Below are 15,121 nucleotides of genomic sequence, written 5' to 3'. Positions count from 1 at the left end.
GGTTAACAGCTTAATTTACTGATTACCGCTGCCGTCCTGCCGTCCTAATTCATAGACACCAGAGGCAACACAAGCGAGAATACCGACACTAATCGGCCAACTTTTTCCTAAACTAATCTCAATTAACCAATCGGAGAAACCGCCGAGAATGAGAAAGGGAATAATACTAAAGATAGAGGCATAAAAAGCATTTTGGGATTCCCTGGCGACGCGAGTTTTTTCAAACTCCTCTAGGGAAGTATAGAGGAAACGCTCGGCAAAATTAAACCAGCGATAGAAAATTTCTATAAACCAATTTCGCACCCCAGCTAACCCCAAATATAATGCTAAAGACCAGAGACAGCTACCAGCAATAAAGGCCGGAGAAATATTGATAGTGAAGGGCAGAAAGTCGATTACCATAAATGAGAGCCACAGAAGTGGTAAATTTGAGCGAACGGCTTGATCGATTTTAACAAGTCTTGACCTTTGCACCAAAGAGATGAAAATTCTTCAGATTGTTCCTTCGATTTCCCTTGTTTACGGTGGCCCTAGTCAAATGGTACTTGGTTTGTCAGCAGCCCTGGCCCAACTGGGCCAAGATGTGACTATTATTACCACCGATTCCAATGGTGACACGGGACAAGCACCCCTAGATGTGCCTTTAGGGGTCCCTGTTAGTCAAAATGGCTATCAAATCTATTATTTTCCCTGTTCTCCCTTTCGGCGCTATAAATTTTCCCTTGATCTGTTTACTTGGTTGGCTAATAGGGCAAAAGATTACGATATCGCTCACATTCATGCTTTATTCTCCCCGGTGAGCAGTATATCAGCTTCGATCGCTCGTTATCATCAACTGCCCTATATTCTCCGTCCCCTAGGCACCCTCGATCCGGCAGATTTGCAAAAAAAACGGCAACTTAAACAAATATATGCCAATTTTCTGGAAAAACCCAATTTAGCGGCGGCGGCGGCAATTCATTTTACCAGTCAGCAGGAGTGTCAAACTTCCAAAAGATTTAATATAAAAACTAAGGATATTGTCATCCCCCTAGGGGTAGATTTTTTTAACCCACAAGCTTTACCAGTAAAGGGTTTTGATCTTCCCGAAAATAAACCGATCATCCTCTATATGTCCCGTCTTGATCCGAAAAAAGGTCTAGATTTATTGCTGCCCAGTTTAGAAAGGTTGTTAGAAAATGGTCTAGATTTTCATTTTGTCTTAGCAGGAAGCAATCCCCAGGACCGGGAGTACGAAAATCAGATTAAAAATCAGATCGAGCGGTCAATATTGGGCAAAAATACGACAATTACCGGATTTGTCACCAGAGAAGTCAAAAATAGCCTCCTCGCTAGGGCCGATTTATTTGTTTTACCTTCCTACTATGAAAATTTTGGCATCGCGGTTGCCGAAGCTATGGCCGCCGGAATTCCTGTGGTGATCTCAGACCGGGTGGATCTGCACCCTGCGGTGGCAGCAGCGGCTGCGGGATGGGTGACAGCTTGTCAGCTTGAGGATTTAACTAATACTTTGGCAACGGCTATCACTAATCCTGAAATTCGCCAACAATGGGGGAAAAATGCCAGGGATTTAGTCTTAAATCAATATAGTTGGTCAGCGATCGCTGAACAGATGCTAACTGTCTATCAAAATCTAGTCTGAGCTATCGATCGGCCCCTACTCGATCGAAGTCACAGACGGATTAAGATTTAAGCCATCAGGATAATCAGCACTAAAAATGCCAGTAGGGTTAAACCTGATTGCAGAAAGACGGGAAGCGCAAAAGAATTCATAACAGTAGCTCACTTTCTAGGGACGGCTCTATTTCCAATATACGCTTTCATCTCCGCTAATTCCTCATATTTCCGTAGCCAATGTCATCATCTCATCATTTATTCATCCCATAGGGAAAATTTGAGGCAAATTGTACCGCATTCAAACTGGGTAGGGAACATTTTAATACAAATGTACAAAACTTAGTCACTCCCCACCCCGTTAAGTAGCTAAGTAGTTAGGTGTTAAAAACTATCAGACACCCCCCTTATCAAGGGGGGATTAAGGGGGGATCGGCACCCCCCTTATCAAGGGGGGATTAAGGGGGGATCGAACCCAAAATCTATCTTCAATTTAATTATAACCAGCTACTTAACTTAAGTTTCAGCGTCATGATTATAATTAGGGAATGATAGAAATTCTTAGACAATAGGATCACATCAGTGTTGATAAATCATCTTTTCTTCGGCGCTTTTCTACCCCTTGATACTCTCCTGTCCACCCAGGGGATTATGGTTATGCTTCTGGCCGCTTATGCCTTAGCCATGTGGATGTTTCTAACCAGCGCCCCAAAAGTTCATACAATCATGGTGACAGATTTGGAGACAGCCCGACAATTTTATGAAGGACTTTTAAATTTACCCACGGCCGATGTCCCCCTCCATTACTATTACAATTATGAGCAGACGATGGGCAATAATATGATTGACCCATTTTATATGTCTAGTAATCCGGCTGTGACTACTGCCAACCCTTCTTTGGGAGATCAACCCCAGGGTTTATGGTATCAGTTGAAGAAAAATACCCAACTGCACATCGTTGGTGGAGCAACCGCAGGTTATAAGGATCGTCATCGTCACGTTTGTTTTGATCACGATTGTTTAGAACAAATTCTGCTGCGGGTGGAATCACGACGCTTAAAGTATAAAGTTCGTCGCAATAAACCTTTAAATTTTTTGGTCAAAGATAATGCTGATCGCGTGATTGAAATGGCCGAAGTCTCGAATTAGTTAACGGTAATTAGATTGGGGGCAACTATAACGGTAAATAACTAAACTTATGAATGCTCAACTGCTCACAATCGTTTTAATTTCTTTAGGGGTAGGTATTGGTTTGGCTATTCTACTCCTAATTTTAGTCAAGTTAAGACGCTGCAACCAACAGGTAAATAGTATTGTCGATCATCACTCTCTCATCGGTTTAATTGGAGTTGTTCAAATCCCCTTCGACAAAAATAGCAAGGGGAAAGTACGAGTTAATGTCGGAGATAGTCTGATCGATATAGTAGCGATAACGGAAGGGGAAGAACAATTTAATGTCGGGGATCAAGCATTTATCCTCAATTTCCAGGATAATAAAGTTTTAGTCATTGCGGAAAAGTATATCAGGGGCGATTTGTAATTTCTTCTAAACCAAAGGGTAACTAACTATGAATAGTCAAAATAATTCCTATCTCATCCAAATTAATCCCAACCAATACGACAACAATAACAATAACAGTGCTGGCAATTTATTATTGAATAGTGTTCCCATTGCTTTATTGATATTTCTGGGAGTCGGTGCGATTTGGTTTATCAATTCTTTTTTGTGTATTTGTAAACCCAATGAAGTGGTAATTCTGAGTGGGATGAAACGCAAATCAAAAGATAGACAGGATGTGGGGTATCGAGTGGTATCGGGGGGTCGGGCGATTCGTATTCCAATTTTAGAAACCGTTAAACGCATGGATGTCACCACAACCCCGATCAGAATTGAGATTAAAAATGCCTATTCTAAGGGCAATATTCCCCTGAATATAGTGGCCATTGCTAACGTGAAAGTTAGTTCTAAACCTGAAATAGTCGGCAATGCGATCGAACGTTTTTTAGATCGAGATCGAGAAGAAATTATTCGCGTAGCTAAAGAAACTTTAGAAGGAAACTTGCGGGGTGTAGTCGCAACAATGACCCCCGAACAAGTGAACGAAGATCGCCTAAAATTTGCCGAAAGTATTACCAGTAACGTCAGTCAAGATCTGTTTAAACTCGGTTTAGAAATTGATACTCTCAAAATTCAAAATGTTGCCGATGACGTGGATTATCTTAACTCCCTCGGACGGGAAAGAATCGCTTTAGTCATGCGTGATGCTGAAATTGCTGAATCAAATGCCCTCAATGAAGCTGAACAAATAGTTGCGGAATGTGAGGAACAGGCAACCGTGGCTAAAACCCGCGATCAAATTATCATTTTAGAGCAAGAAAACGAGTTGAGAAAGTTAAAAGCAAAACTGGAACAACAGGCAAAATCGGAAGAAGAAATAACTATTGCTGCCGCTAAGGAAAAACGTGCTATAGTTGAGGAAAAATTGCAACAGGTTAGGGCAGAATTGGAAAGATTACGTCTCCAAGCAGATCAAGTTTTACCCGCAGAAGCGCAGCAGGAAGCTGAAACTTTCCGCGCTAGAGGAGAAGCGGCAATTTTTGAAGAAAATGCCAAAGCTGAAGCCTTGGTTAACGAATTATTTGCAGAAGTCTGGCAAAACACCGGCAGCGAAGCAGAAGCAATTTTCTTGATTCAACAGTTAGAAACTATCCTGGAGGAGGCGATTAAAATTCCTAAACGATTACACCTCGAGCGAGTTAATATCGTTGATAATGGCGATGGTAAATCCCTGGCTGCCCTGATCAAAGTCTATCCCGAAATCGTCAATCAATTCCTCGCCAGTGTCCATCAAACCCTCGGTATTGATGTGGTGGGAACTCTCACCAATAAAATCGAAAAATAGCAGTCAGAAAACCTACTAGACAGGCCTTCTAAAATATATTGTAACCGAGATCGAGTAGGGTTAAAACCGCCCTCGATCTCACCGATAAGAATCCCCGTCTTTTGCAAGCGGGGAAATGTCAACTCATCAATACTTGGGACTCTATCAATCGATTTTCCCAGTCGAAGCGGCATTAACTATAAACTTGCTAAAACCTCTTTAGCGGCGGCCAAAGTCCGTTCGATATCGGCCTCTGTGTGAGCTAAGGAAGTAAAACCAGCTTCAAACTGGGAAGGAGCTAGATAAACGCCTCTTTCCAACATTCCCCGGTGAAAACGACCAAATTTAGCCACATCGGCCTTTTTGGCATCTTCATAGTTATGCACGGGGGAGCCAGTGAAAAACATTCCGAACATGGCACTAATATAACCTCCAGAAACGCTGTGACCAGCCTCTCTGGCCACTTTCAGCAGCCCTTCAGTTAAGGATTTGGTCACTTTATTGAGATATTGGTAGGTGCCGGGGCGCTGGAGTAACTCGAGGGTTTTAATTCCTGCTGTCATGGCCAAAGGGTTGCCGGATAAGGTTCCCGCTTGGTACATCGGGCCGGCCGGAGCCACCATCGCCATAATATCGGCCCGACCGCCGTAGGCCCCCACTGGCAGCCCACCGCCGATAACTTTGCCCAGGGTGGTTAAATCGGGGGTAATGCCGAATTTTTCCTGAGCGCCACCGTAGGCGATGCGAAATCCGGTCATTACCTCATCAAACATTAACAAGGCTCCGTATTCCTTAGTTAATTCCCGCAATCCTTCTAAAAAGCCAGCATCCGGCACGATAAAGCCGGCATTACCCACCACTGGTTCTAAAATTACCCCGGCGATAGAGTCGGGATTTTCGACAAAGAGGGCTTTTACCGCTTCCAGGTCATTGTAGGGGGCGGTTAAAGTGTTGTTAGTGGTGGTTTTGGGAACCCCCGGCGAGTCGGGTAAACCCAGGGTGGCTACACCAGAGCCGGCTTTAACCAGGAACATATCGGCATGACCGTGGTAACAGCCCTCGAATTTGATGATTTTATCCCGGCCGGTAAAAGCCCGCATTAAGCGCAGGACCGACATACAGGCTTCGGTGCCGGAATTGACAAAACGCACCATTTCAATGCTGGGAACGGCATCAATCACCATTTCAGCGAGAATATTTTCCTGGACACAGGGAGCGCCAAAACTGGTCCCTTTGTCTAAGGCCTGGTGTAGGGCGGCAATCACTTCGGGATGGGCATGACCACAGATAGCCGGCCCCCAAGTTCCCACATAGTCGATGTATTCGTTACCGTCCACGTCGCGAATATAGGCCCCTTTGACGCTTTCAAAAACGATGGGTTGACCACCGACGGATTTAAAGGCCCGCACGGGGGAACTTACACCCCCCGGCATTAATTTTTGAGCGGCTGTAAAGATTTCTTTCGATTTTGTTGTTTGATACGAAGATGTGCTAACCAATCCTGTCTCCTTGTCTATTTGAGTCTATCGATTCCGGGGAATGCCCGGAGTTTTGTTTTGTTAATTTCCTGCTGCTTGTTCCATTTTAAAGATCACCAGCCTACATTTTACGCAATTTTTTCCCTAAGAAAGGCGCTGGTCGGCTCAAGTCTCGCTATTGTTAACTTGTAGCTTGATCCTTAACAACTTAAGTAGCTGGTTATAATTAAATTAAAAATGGATTTTAGGTTTGATCCCCCCTGCCCCCCTTGATAAGGGGGGTGCCGATCCCCCCTTAATCCCCCCTTAATAAGGGGGGCATCTGACAACTTTTAACGCCTACCTACTTATGTAATTGGCTGAGAAGGGGCGAAAATTTCACTTTTGACAATTTTTCCACAATCTTTTCAGAATTGCCAGAAAAACCTAGCAATGGGCGAAGTTATTGCTATTGATAGATTTTAGACCGGAAAGAGCGATCAAAAAAAGCTCCGGTTTTCCACAGATTTTCCACAGGGGAATTCTTGCTATTATTTCTTAGCGTACAAAAAAACTATTCCTGCTATGAAATTTACCAGTAGTCAAAGCGAACTCAACAGCAATTTATCCCTAGTTAGTCGGGCCGTTGCCAGTCGTCCTACCCATCCGGTGTTGGGCAATGTTCTTTTTTGTGCCGATGAGGAAAAGGGCGAAATTAGCCTGACTGCTTTTGATTTGAGTTTAGGGATTCGCACCAGTTTTCGGGCCGAGGTGGTGGAAGGGGGCAAAATTACCCTGCCGGCAAAATTGCTTAACGATATTGTCTCTCGTTTGGGAGAGGGGGAAATCACTATCTCTGTGGAAGAAAACGAGAATGATGAGGAGCATAGTCTCGCTTTCCTGAAAACTGCCTCGGCACAGTTCCAAATTCGCGGCATGAAGGCCGATGAGTTCCCAGAATTGCCCACGGTGGCCGATGGAGAAATTGTTAATTTACCTATAGTTGCCTTGACAGAGGGACTAAAAGGTGCATTGTTTGCCGCTAGTGGCGATGAAACTAAACAGGTGTTGACGGGGGTGCATTTAACTAAAACCGTCGATTGTCTAGAATTTGCCGCTACAGACGGTCATCGTTTAGCGGTGGTACAAACTCCCCTAGAGGAGGTGGAAAGTGCCTCTGGTGGCTTTAATGTCACCATTCCGGCCCGGGCCCTGCGAGAATTGGAAAGAATGATGGCAACAAAACAAAATATCGAGACTATTACTCTGCACGTGGATGATTCTCAAGTCATCTTTGAAATGGGGGAACAGAGGTTAACCAGTCGTAAGTTAGAAGGGGCCTATCCCACTTATAATCAGTTAATTCCTAAATCCTTCGAGCGTTCTTTGGTTTTAGACCGCAAACAGTTAATCCGTTGTTTGGAATTAGTGGCGGTTTTATCGGACCAAAAGAATAATTTAGTCAAGTTTAGTCTCGATAGCGAAAATGACCGTTTATCCCTAGCGGTGGAATCTCCTGATTTAGGTAGTGCTAAAGAGTCCATGGCGGCGGAAATTCAGGGAGAAAGTGGCGATATTGCCTTTAATGTTAAATATTTGATGGACGGTTTGAAGGCTTTACCCAATAATGATATCCAAATGCAGTTAAATGCTAGTACCCAACCGGTTATTTTTACCCCCTTGGGAGGTTTAAAGATGACCTATTTGGTGATGCCGGTACAAATTCGTCAGTAATTCTGACTTAATCGGAATTGTGGGATCTGTTTTTAACCTATCCCAAGCACTGGATTGTAAGTAGCTGGTTATAATTAAATTGAAGATAGATTTTGGGTTCGATCCCTCCTTAATCCCCCCTTGATAAGGGGGGTGTCTGATAGTTTTTAACGCCTAACTACTTATTAACTCAATCCTATTTTCTCGCCAAAGGATTGGGTTTCTTCTCTCTATTTTGGCGATATACTGTTGATCATTGAACAAGTTAACGGATTGAATTGATATGTTATTATCTACTCCTGAAACAATTCAGCATATTCTTTGGCAAGGGCCACTAGAATTGGACAACGAACAAATTGCGGAAGAAAATTTTAGATTTATCTCACCTCCCTCACGGCCCAGCTATGCACCAACTGTTAGCATCGGACAACCAGAAGTTTGGCCATTAGCTGAACTTTATTCTGGTGTAATTCCCTCTTGGTTAGAGGTAAAACAGAATGAGGCACAGTTTTTTTTAGTCCGTTTTGCCTGTTCTCTTCGTAATAGTGGAGAAGATAAATTTCAAATTACTCAAGCTAAATTTTCTGTTGATTTACTGCCCGATAATCAACAAAACCGGGCTATTGCTTTTGATCTATATCCGTTAGAAATCAATCAGGAAATCAAGCGTAACTGTAAAGTTAGTCTGTCCCCCAATATCAAGTTTAAGGAAGCTCAGGCAAGTTTAGGAGGAACAGATTTTGCCCTAGAATACACCGAATTACAACCAACAATTATAGCCACAGGAGTTGGGGAATATAAGGCTGATTGGGAATATCGAAAAGCACAGGGAAAAGGAGTTCAAGGAAGTAAATTTATGCACATGATTGTCAAAGTCCCTAATAATATGCAATTGGTGAGGACTAAGTTAAATTTAACTGCCCGCTTGGAACAAAATGGTAATCCCTTAGTTAAATGGCTTTTTAAAACTGACATTAAAAAAGTGCCAAGCGATTGCTTAATAGTCAATTTAGTTAGCTAATATTTACTTAATTCCCACATCAATAAATGCTTGATCAATAGCATCTAATTGGTGAGGAGAAGCGTTAAGTGATACTTCGGCTCTTTTTTCAAATACTCTACGACTCTCAGAGAAACTATCGAGCTCGGAAATATCTTCTAGAACAGCGCCGAATAGATTAAGAGCAAATTCGCCATTAAAAAGAGGCTGTCCATTGATGACAGTGTTATGAATTGTCATCAATCGATAAAAAGCATGACTATGAATCAAGGAAAGTTCATGATAATTCTCGGCCGTATTCCAATCATTTATTTGTATTTGTTGATAGAAAGACTCTGCATCTTTAAACCTTAAAGAAAGTAATGTATCTAATCGTCTCAGGGATCCGGTTCCTTCTTGAAAGTTTTCTCCCACATCCCACAGCCAATTATGAGGATTATTCCAATAAGAACGATTATCCCTATAATAGTTACGCACTAAAACCGCAAATATATCACAAAAAGATTCTTCAAGTGCATTTTTTTCTAAAAACTCATCATCTTTCCGTCGTATTTTTTCTGGAGACTGACTATACTCACTATTAATTTCTTCCTTAATTTGCTGAATTAAACCATGACAAAATTCATGAGCTACTGCTGTGATATCGGTTCCATAGGAACGGTTTATACCATTAATTTCTCTTTGTGCAAATAAGGCTCGTTTTGTGTACCATGCGGCAGGCTGATAGTAACCATTTATTGTGGCAACATTAATGATAGCTTTATATTGATCTAGTGGTCTGCTGAAGTTACCGTTGATAAACTGGGCAACGGTTTTAACATTATTGCGAGCTTGTTGGCAAAAATCGTGACAAGGATCATCGACTAATAGGTGGTCAGCAAGAGTGATATTAGAGGAATAATTCTCATATCTCAAATTATAAGTTTGTGGAAGCCCGAAGTTGCCATTATATGGTGCGCCATGGCATTCTGTGCAGAACATAAGTTTTTGCCCCCGATAAATTCATAAGTTCCAGTCAGTGGTTAAGTAATTAATCTTGTTAGAAAGTCGCCCAATGTGTCAAGATGGCAAAATTGCCAGAATTTAGGCAAAGCAAAGCCACAAAAAGTCGATCCCCCCTTGATAAGGGTGGTGTCTGAAAGTTTTTAACACCTACCTACTTATTTCCTGTTAAAAAGTGAGTTATATTTGAATAATGCAAAAAAAGTTTACCAAAACCAGCCCAATAGTTAGGGATATTTGGGTAAATATCTCCAAACGATAGACAGTTTGGCAGTAGGTTATGGACAGAACCCTTTTAGCAGAAGGTTCTCAAATTTGAGAGTTCGAGGATTATCTCACCTGTGTGGGCATCTATCATATAATCAGTTAATTCCAGTGATGTTCCAACAGATTTTCCGCCACTGGTTGGAGCCATAACTTTAATATTCGTAACATAAACAAGTCTCCATTCACCTAGCTTGTGACTGGAGCCATTAGAAAAGTGTTTGAAATAATAGTAAAGCTGGGGATTAACATCACAATGCTTTAGGGCTTCTGGGGAAATAGGCTCACCCTTCTTAAGATTAAGACAATATTCGCTTATCGAATCTTTTAGATCTTTTTCAGTAACTTTCGGATTTTTGTCAGGAAATCCTTTTTTTACAGCTTCATCTTGAGCAACTTCAGACGAGTTTGCAAACAAAAATTTATTGTCTTCGTCTAAATCAACAATGATCGAGGAGCCGTATAAAGGGATACCTTGGTATCGGAGGCGATATTTGAATTTGAATGCTTGAGTAAATTTCGATTGATACTTATCTACAAGTTCTAATTCAACCAGCAAACCCGTGGACAATCGGACTTGCCGAGTGTTCCTCGGCTCGGGTTTGGGCTGAAGGCTTTTGGGCTGAGAGTCAGTGAAGCGGCGAAGCTTCTGCCCTGCGCCACCGGGCGAATCCGAGCGGGAAAACTCAATTGCTCCATGTTCTAATTCAGTTGTTTTTTTCTTTTCTAACTGTTTTGGCATTGTGTTACAAAAACGAGATAAAATAACTTTGTATGTACATTTACATTAAAAAAATTGATCGAACTATGTCAAGTCTGTACAGATAGATTTTTGTTTCGCAATGTGTACATACACTGACAGCGTTATGTGTATGTACAGTAACAGCGTCATGTGTATGTACAGTGACAACGTTAAAAAATTTTCATGTATTGTGGTACAAAACGCACATATAAAAACAGCCCTCACCAGTTCAGTGATCGATACCCCATCGGTCTCTTCGGTCATCAGCAACCTCTTTCCTACAATCATCTACAGGGTTGCACTACAAAGGCTAACAAACCAATTACTGATAATTTTCACAAGGTTTACAAAAATTAATGCAGATTTTTTATGCACATCCCCCAGATTAGCCTGTATTATATGAACATAACTATTGAATTGATCAAAACGGGCATCTAGGGCTAAATCATCAGAGTAACATCTAAACCTATGAGCGATCTGGACACAGAAAATCAAAGACAAAGCGATGAAGACCGACAAAGAGATGCTGCGGTGTATTTGCATCTCCTCAACAATTTGACCGATTTGGACATTAGTGAGGATAGTCCCAAACCGAATGAGTACAAAATAGCCAAACAATGGGGACAAAATCGCATTTTTGTCCGGCGAGTGCTGCGTTCGGTGATGGGAGAGCTTTACCAAGAAAAGGAACGCGAGGAGCGGGTACCCAGTTTAAGCTTGGGGAAATTAGTTACTATTCTTAGCTCACTGGAGGCTTATTGGCAAGGAGAGTCAGCCAAAAATAAGGATAGTTTAGCCCAGAAAATGATCAATAAGTTTACCCAACAAGAAAAACAACGAGTTCTCAAAAAATATGCACAGTTATCTCTGGATGAAAGAGATAAATTGAAATTACTTGTTCATCCCGAAGCTGGTTTACTTGAGCAGTTAAAAGAGATCATTACCGATGAAATACAGCCGGATTCCCTAGACGTTGTTAGCTTTTATAAACAGGCCATTAATCTATACAGTTCCCAAAAACAACAACACAGTTACCTAAAATCTCTTGACCCAAATGATAATCAAAATCTAGATGAATCTTTAAAGCTAGTTAATCAGATTATAGAGTATATTCAACCCCGATTAAAAAAATATTATCAGCATTTATCAACAGACTCGGAGCGGGAAATTATCAAGGATTTGGTTGATAAGATTTTAAGAGAAGTGAGCCGGACAGAATTTCAAGCTGGACTCAGACAAATTAAAACTGTTGTCGGGCAATGTCCAGATTTTGTTCAGAATAATTTAACTAGCGATTCCATATCCAATCTCTTTTTGGAAAGCCTGAGCAATTCAATTATCAAAAATAATTTATTAGGAGATAAATTTCCCGTTTATATCGACTATTTAGAAATTGAGAAGGTCAAACCTCTGCCTCTAAAATTATACCGAGGCAAAACAGGTTTAATCAATACCGATTTTCTCGATGATCCTGAAGACGAAAATGAGTATTATGCTCAAGGATTAGAAAAACAGATAGCTTATAGGGTGCGAGTGTATTTTTATGTCTATCCCCCAGAGAACTGGAAACCAAAACCAACCTTAGAAGAAAAAGAAATCAGCCAATTTTTCAAGCAAGAAGAATCAAACAGTCGATTAGAATTTTGTGAAGAAGTGGTAGGTGTGGGCAGTCCTATTGCTCATATCACCACCGCAATTAATCGATTTTTGTTTGAGGGGATAGATATTTTGAAAAAGCAAGGATATCTGCCTGTCACCCAAAAAATAGTCAGTGAAGATACAGTGATTGGCAATACAAGAAATAGTGCTGTTTGGTCTTATTCTCTGGTTAAGTTATGCAAACAGGAAGATGTGAAAAAATCTCTAGAAGGTGAAATTAATTATAATCAAATTGTCGCCGATCAAGAATTAGCAACAGGAGAATTTTATGGATTCGATCTTCTAGAATCTGCCGCTAAGTCTGCCCTTCACGCTCGACTGAGAGCCATTGAAAAAACGGCAATTGATTCTCAGCAATATCTACAACAACTTTGTCAGAGAATTGAGGAAAAATATATACTAGAAAAAGCAGAAAAATGGATAAAATTCTACCCTTTCTCTCTCAGGGCTATGCAAGATTATTTAGAAAAAAAGCTGTTTAAGGATAAATATCGCAATTGGGATGAGAGAAATTTCAAGGAAGTTAATAATAATCAAGCTTGGAGTATGGTGGCCTATGAAGCACATTTGGCAATTATTCAAGTATATCTTCAAGAGGGTCTCTATCGTATTGCCCAAAAATATCTTGAGGTTATTAAACCCCATATCGAAAAGGGACGACTAGACGATAAACTATTAGTTAGTCTCTACTATCTCTGTCTATTTGATTATCATTTTTATACAGACCTTGAAGATGAGGAACGTGACCATCAAGAAAGGGGTTCTGCAATTCGTAAAGCTGAAGAATATTTGAACACTGCTGAAGAATATTTGCAGAAATATTTGAAAGAATACGCAATCATTGGTGAATACTCTCAAACTAATGCTCATCCTTTTTTCTATTATTTATCTCGTATCTATTCTCACCGCGCTAAAATTTATATCTTTTTCCCTTACATTGCTCAATTACCCAATCCCAAAACTCATTTATTAATTGAACCTCTTCGTCTCTTAGAAAAAGCTCGTATTTATGCGGCTAGAGACGGTGATGCTAATTACTATGCTTACTGGACAGTGTATCAAATTTGGTCTTATTTAATCACCGCCTATGTCGGAGACACCAAGCTATTAAAGGGAAAATTTAGCCGCCAAAATTGTCTAGGATGGGCCGAACGTTTAATTAAAAATGCTCTTGATTGTTATGGAGAGCGAGGCAGAAAATCTTATCAACAGATAAAAAATTATAGTGGTAAACAGAAAACAGAGTTTAGTGGATTAAAACCGGATTCGACTATTATATTTTATGAGCAATACAATGATATTTATGTGCAAACCATTCCCCCAATTATTGAAATCGGAAAGGGTAGCAGCCACTTAGACGAGTTTTATCAAAAAACTATTGAAATCGGAAAGGGCAGCAGAAACTTAGACGAGTTTTATCAAAAAATTCAAAAAACATTTAATGAATCTAGTCAATCTCAAGAAGAAATTACACAGCCAACTATGCCAGACAATCCAGACAATAAAGCTTCTTCATTTAGTATTGAAGAAATATTTGGTATTCAAGAAAAAATTATACAGCTACCCATGTCAGCATTAACTTACCTTGACTCAAATTCAGATAATAAAGTTTATTTATTTGGTATTCACGCTAGTCTTCTTTTATTTGGGTTGGGACTGGTGGAACTTTGTAAAGATAATCAGGAAGAAGGATTAGAAGAAAGTATTCGTATGGCGATGAAAAGGTTTACTTTAGGAGCGGCAATTGCATCTGAGGGAACAGTGGATGAAAAAAGAGGAGAAAAAACCTATCTTCAGCGAATATTTACCGAGCAAAAGCAAAATAAAGATCAAAAAATGCCCGAAGATTTTCAAATTAGAGGCTTATATCCTCACCGGTTAACTCAGTTTACCGCTAAAGGGAAAATTTTTGCAGCAACCTGTCGAGTAATTCTCCTTTTGTATAACTACGAAAAATATAGTAGCTATTGGCCAGAGGTCGCCTATCTTTTGAATGATTTACACGATGCTCAAACTATTATAAGATCGAATAATCCTGATTATTCTTTGGGACAAAATCGCTATAGTGGTCATCTAGAACAACAATTTAAAGGGGTTAAAAGTTACCTGGAAAGTCAGAAAAATTCTGTCAAATCAGGTTCTTTAGAGGAAATTAGAAACAGAATTGTCACTGATATATTCAAAATACTTCGCGGCGACAAAGTGTAACTCTATCTGCTAATTCCTAAATTTTAGACCGCAAACAATTAATCCGTTGTTTGGAATTAGTGGCGGTTTTATCGGACCAAAAGAATAATTTAGTCAAGTTTAGTCTCGATGGCGAGAATAGTCGTTTATCCCTAGCGGTGGAATCTCCTGATTTAGGTAGCGCCAAAGAGTCCATGGCGGCGGAAATTCAGGGAGAAAGTGGCGATATTGCCTTTAATGTTAAATATTTGATGGACGGTTTGAAGGCTTTACCTAATAATGATATCCAAATGCAGTTAAATGCTAGTACCCAACCGGTTATTTTTACCCCCTTGGGAGGTTTAAAGATGACCTATTTGGTGATGCCGGTACAAATTCGTCAGTAATTCTGACTTAATCGAGACCGTGGGATGTGTTTTTAACCTATCCCATTTTTGATTGTAAGTAGCTGGTTATAATTAGACCTCTTGCATAATTTTTTTATGGTATAATATAAGGTTTTGCTTTTTTCTCAATTCTTAGATTGAAGTGGAAAAAAGAATAAAATGTGATCTTAGGTCAGGAAATCATCTATAATTTTGCTATGTTTATTAGCAAAATT

General features: G+C 40.3%; 11 protein-coding genes and 1 pseudogene. 8 read left to right on the top strand and 4 right to left on the bottom strand.

The genetic code is table 11. The features are described from left to right. Positions 1-15 precede the first annotated feature (15 nt). Positions 16-402 (bottom strand): hypothetical protein, encoded by a 387-nt coding sequence (locus PN470_RS19140; protein ID WP_002739650.1) that lies wholly within the window; start codon positions 400-402, stop codon positions 16-18. Between the two features lie 79 nt (positions 403-481). Between PN470_RS19140 and hpsP the strand changes: the two genes are divergently transcribed. The 4 genes from hpsP to PN470_RS19120 all read left to right on the top strand — a co-directional run bounded on the left by hpsP (position 482) and on the right by PN470_RS19120 (position 4,517). Continuing rightward, positions 482-1,642 (top strand): hormogonium polysaccharide biosynthesis glycosyltransferase HpsP, encoded by a 1,161-nt coding sequence (gene hpsP, locus PN470_RS19135; protein WP_271935841.1) that lies wholly within the window; start codon positions 482-484, stop codon positions 1,640-1,642. 554 nt (positions 1,643-2,196) lie between these two features. Continuing rightward, positions 2,197-2,763, top strand: coding sequence for a hypothetical protein (locus PN470_RS19130; RefSeq protein WP_024971048.1), 567 nt, complete (start codon positions 2,197-2,199; stop codon positions 2,761-2,763). Positions 2,764-2,812: 49 nt separating this feature from the next. Continuing rightward, positions 2,813-3,154 carry a hypothetical protein gene (locus PN470_RS19125; protein WP_061432977.1) on the top strand — a complete coding sequence of 114 codons (342 nt, stop codon included), beginning with the start codon at positions 2,813-2,815 and terminating at the stop codon, positions 3,152-3,154. Positions 3,155-3,182: 28 nt separating this feature from the next. Then, entirely contained in the window at positions 3,183-4,517 is a 1,335-nt protein-coding gene (locus PN470_RS19120) for a flotillin family protein (protein WP_002776412.1), read from the top strand. 176 nt (positions 4,518-4,693) lie between these two features. Here PN470_RS19120 and hemL read toward each other — a convergent pair whose 3' ends face one another. After that, on the bottom strand, positions 4,694-5,995 hold the full coding sequence (gene hemL, locus PN470_RS19115) for a glutamate-1-semialdehyde 2,1-aminomutase (RefSeq protein ID WP_130756481.1): 1,302 nt from the start codon (positions 5,993-5,995) through the stop codon (positions 4,694-4,696). 543 nt (positions 5,996-6,538) lie between these two features. Here hemL and dnaN point away from each other — a divergent pair. Then, positions 6,539-7,687: a DNA polymerase III subunit beta gene (dnaN, locus tag PN470_RS19110; protein WP_002739977.1), complete on the top strand. Its 1,149-nt coding sequence runs from the start codon at positions 6,539-6,541 to the stop codon at positions 7,685-7,687. A gap of 262 nt (positions 7,688-7,949) precedes the next feature. Beyond that, positions 7,950-8,687: a hypothetical protein gene (locus tag PN470_RS19105; RefSeq protein ID WP_271935845.1), complete on the top strand. Its 738-nt coding sequence runs from the start codon at positions 7,950-7,952 to the stop codon at positions 8,685-8,687. A 3-nt stretch (positions 8,688-8,690) separates the two neighbouring features. Here PN470_RS19105 and PN470_RS19100 read toward each other — a convergent pair whose 3' ends face one another. Continuing rightward, positions 8,691-9,647 carry a M4 family metallopeptidase gene (locus tag PN470_RS19100; RefSeq protein WP_271935846.1) on the bottom strand — a complete coding sequence of 319 codons (957 nt, stop codon included), beginning with the start codon at positions 9,645-9,647 and terminating at the stop codon, positions 8,691-8,693. A gap of 316 nt (positions 9,648-9,963) precedes the next feature. Beyond that, entirely contained in the window at positions 9,964-10,674 is a 711-nt protein-coding gene (locus PN470_RS19095; RefSeq protein ID WP_002739859.1) for a hypothetical protein, read from the bottom strand. Positions 10,675-11,142: 468 nt separating this feature from the next. Here PN470_RS19095 and PN470_RS19090 point away from each other — a divergent pair, with 468 nt between their 5' ends. Then, positions 11,143-14,541, top strand: coding sequence for a HypX (modular protein) (locus PN470_RS19090; RefSeq protein ID WP_271935847.1), 3,399 nt, complete (start codon positions 11,143-11,145; stop codon positions 14,539-14,541). A gap of 20 nt (positions 14,542-14,561) precedes the next feature. Continuing rightward, positions 14,562-14,906: pseudogene (locus PN470_RS19085) on the top strand (DNA polymerase III subunit beta); the annotation flags it as partial. Positions 14,907-15,121 lie beyond the last annotated feature (215 nt).

Source organism: Microcystis sp. CS-574, from assembly GCF_028329095.1.
Taxonomy (GTDB): domain Bacteria; phylum Cyanobacteriota; class Cyanobacteriia; order Cyanobacteriales; family Microcystaceae; genus Microcystis; species Microcystis ichthyoblabe_A.
Note: the sequence above shows the minus strand (reverse complement) of the source record. Positions and strands in the feature narration are given on the sequence as shown.

What these genes read in the sequence shown, in the direction of transcription:
- PN470_RS19095 (WP_002739859.1), bottom strand. Translation starts at nt 10,674, where the DNA reads ATGCCAAAACAGTTAGAAAAGAAAAAAACAACTGAATTAGAACATGGA.
- PN470_RS19125 (WP_061432977.1), top strand. Translation starts at nt 2,813, where the DNA reads ATGAATGCTCAACTGCTCACAATCGTTTTAATTTCTTTAGGGGTAGGT.
- PN470_RS19090 (WP_271935847.1), top strand. Translation starts at nt 11,143, where the DNA reads ATGAGCGATCTGGACACAGAAAATCAAAGACAAAGCGATGAAGACCGA.
- PN470_RS19105 (WP_271935845.1), top strand. Translation starts at nt 7,950, where the DNA reads ATGTTATTATCTACTCCTGAAACAATTCAGCATATTCTTTGGCAAGGG.
- PN470_RS19120 (WP_002776412.1), top strand. Translation starts at nt 3,183, where the DNA reads ATGAATAGTCAAAATAATTCCTATCTCATCCAAATTAATCCCAACCAA.
- dnaN (WP_002739977.1), top strand. Translation starts at nt 6,539, where the DNA reads ATGAAATTTACCAGTAGTCAAAGCGAACTCAACAGCAATTTATCCCTA.
- hpsP (WP_271935841.1), top strand. Translation starts at nt 482, where the DNA reads ATGAAAATTCTTCAGATTGTTCCTTCGATTTCCCTTGTTTACGGTGGC.
- PN470_RS19100 (WP_271935846.1), bottom strand. Translation starts at nt 9,647, where the DNA reads ATGTTCTGCACAGAATGCCATGGCGCACCATATAATGGCAACTTCGGG.
- PN470_RS19140 (WP_002739650.1), bottom strand. Translation starts at nt 402, where the DNA reads ATGGTAATCGACTTTCTGCCCTTCACTATCAATATTTCTCCGGCCTTT.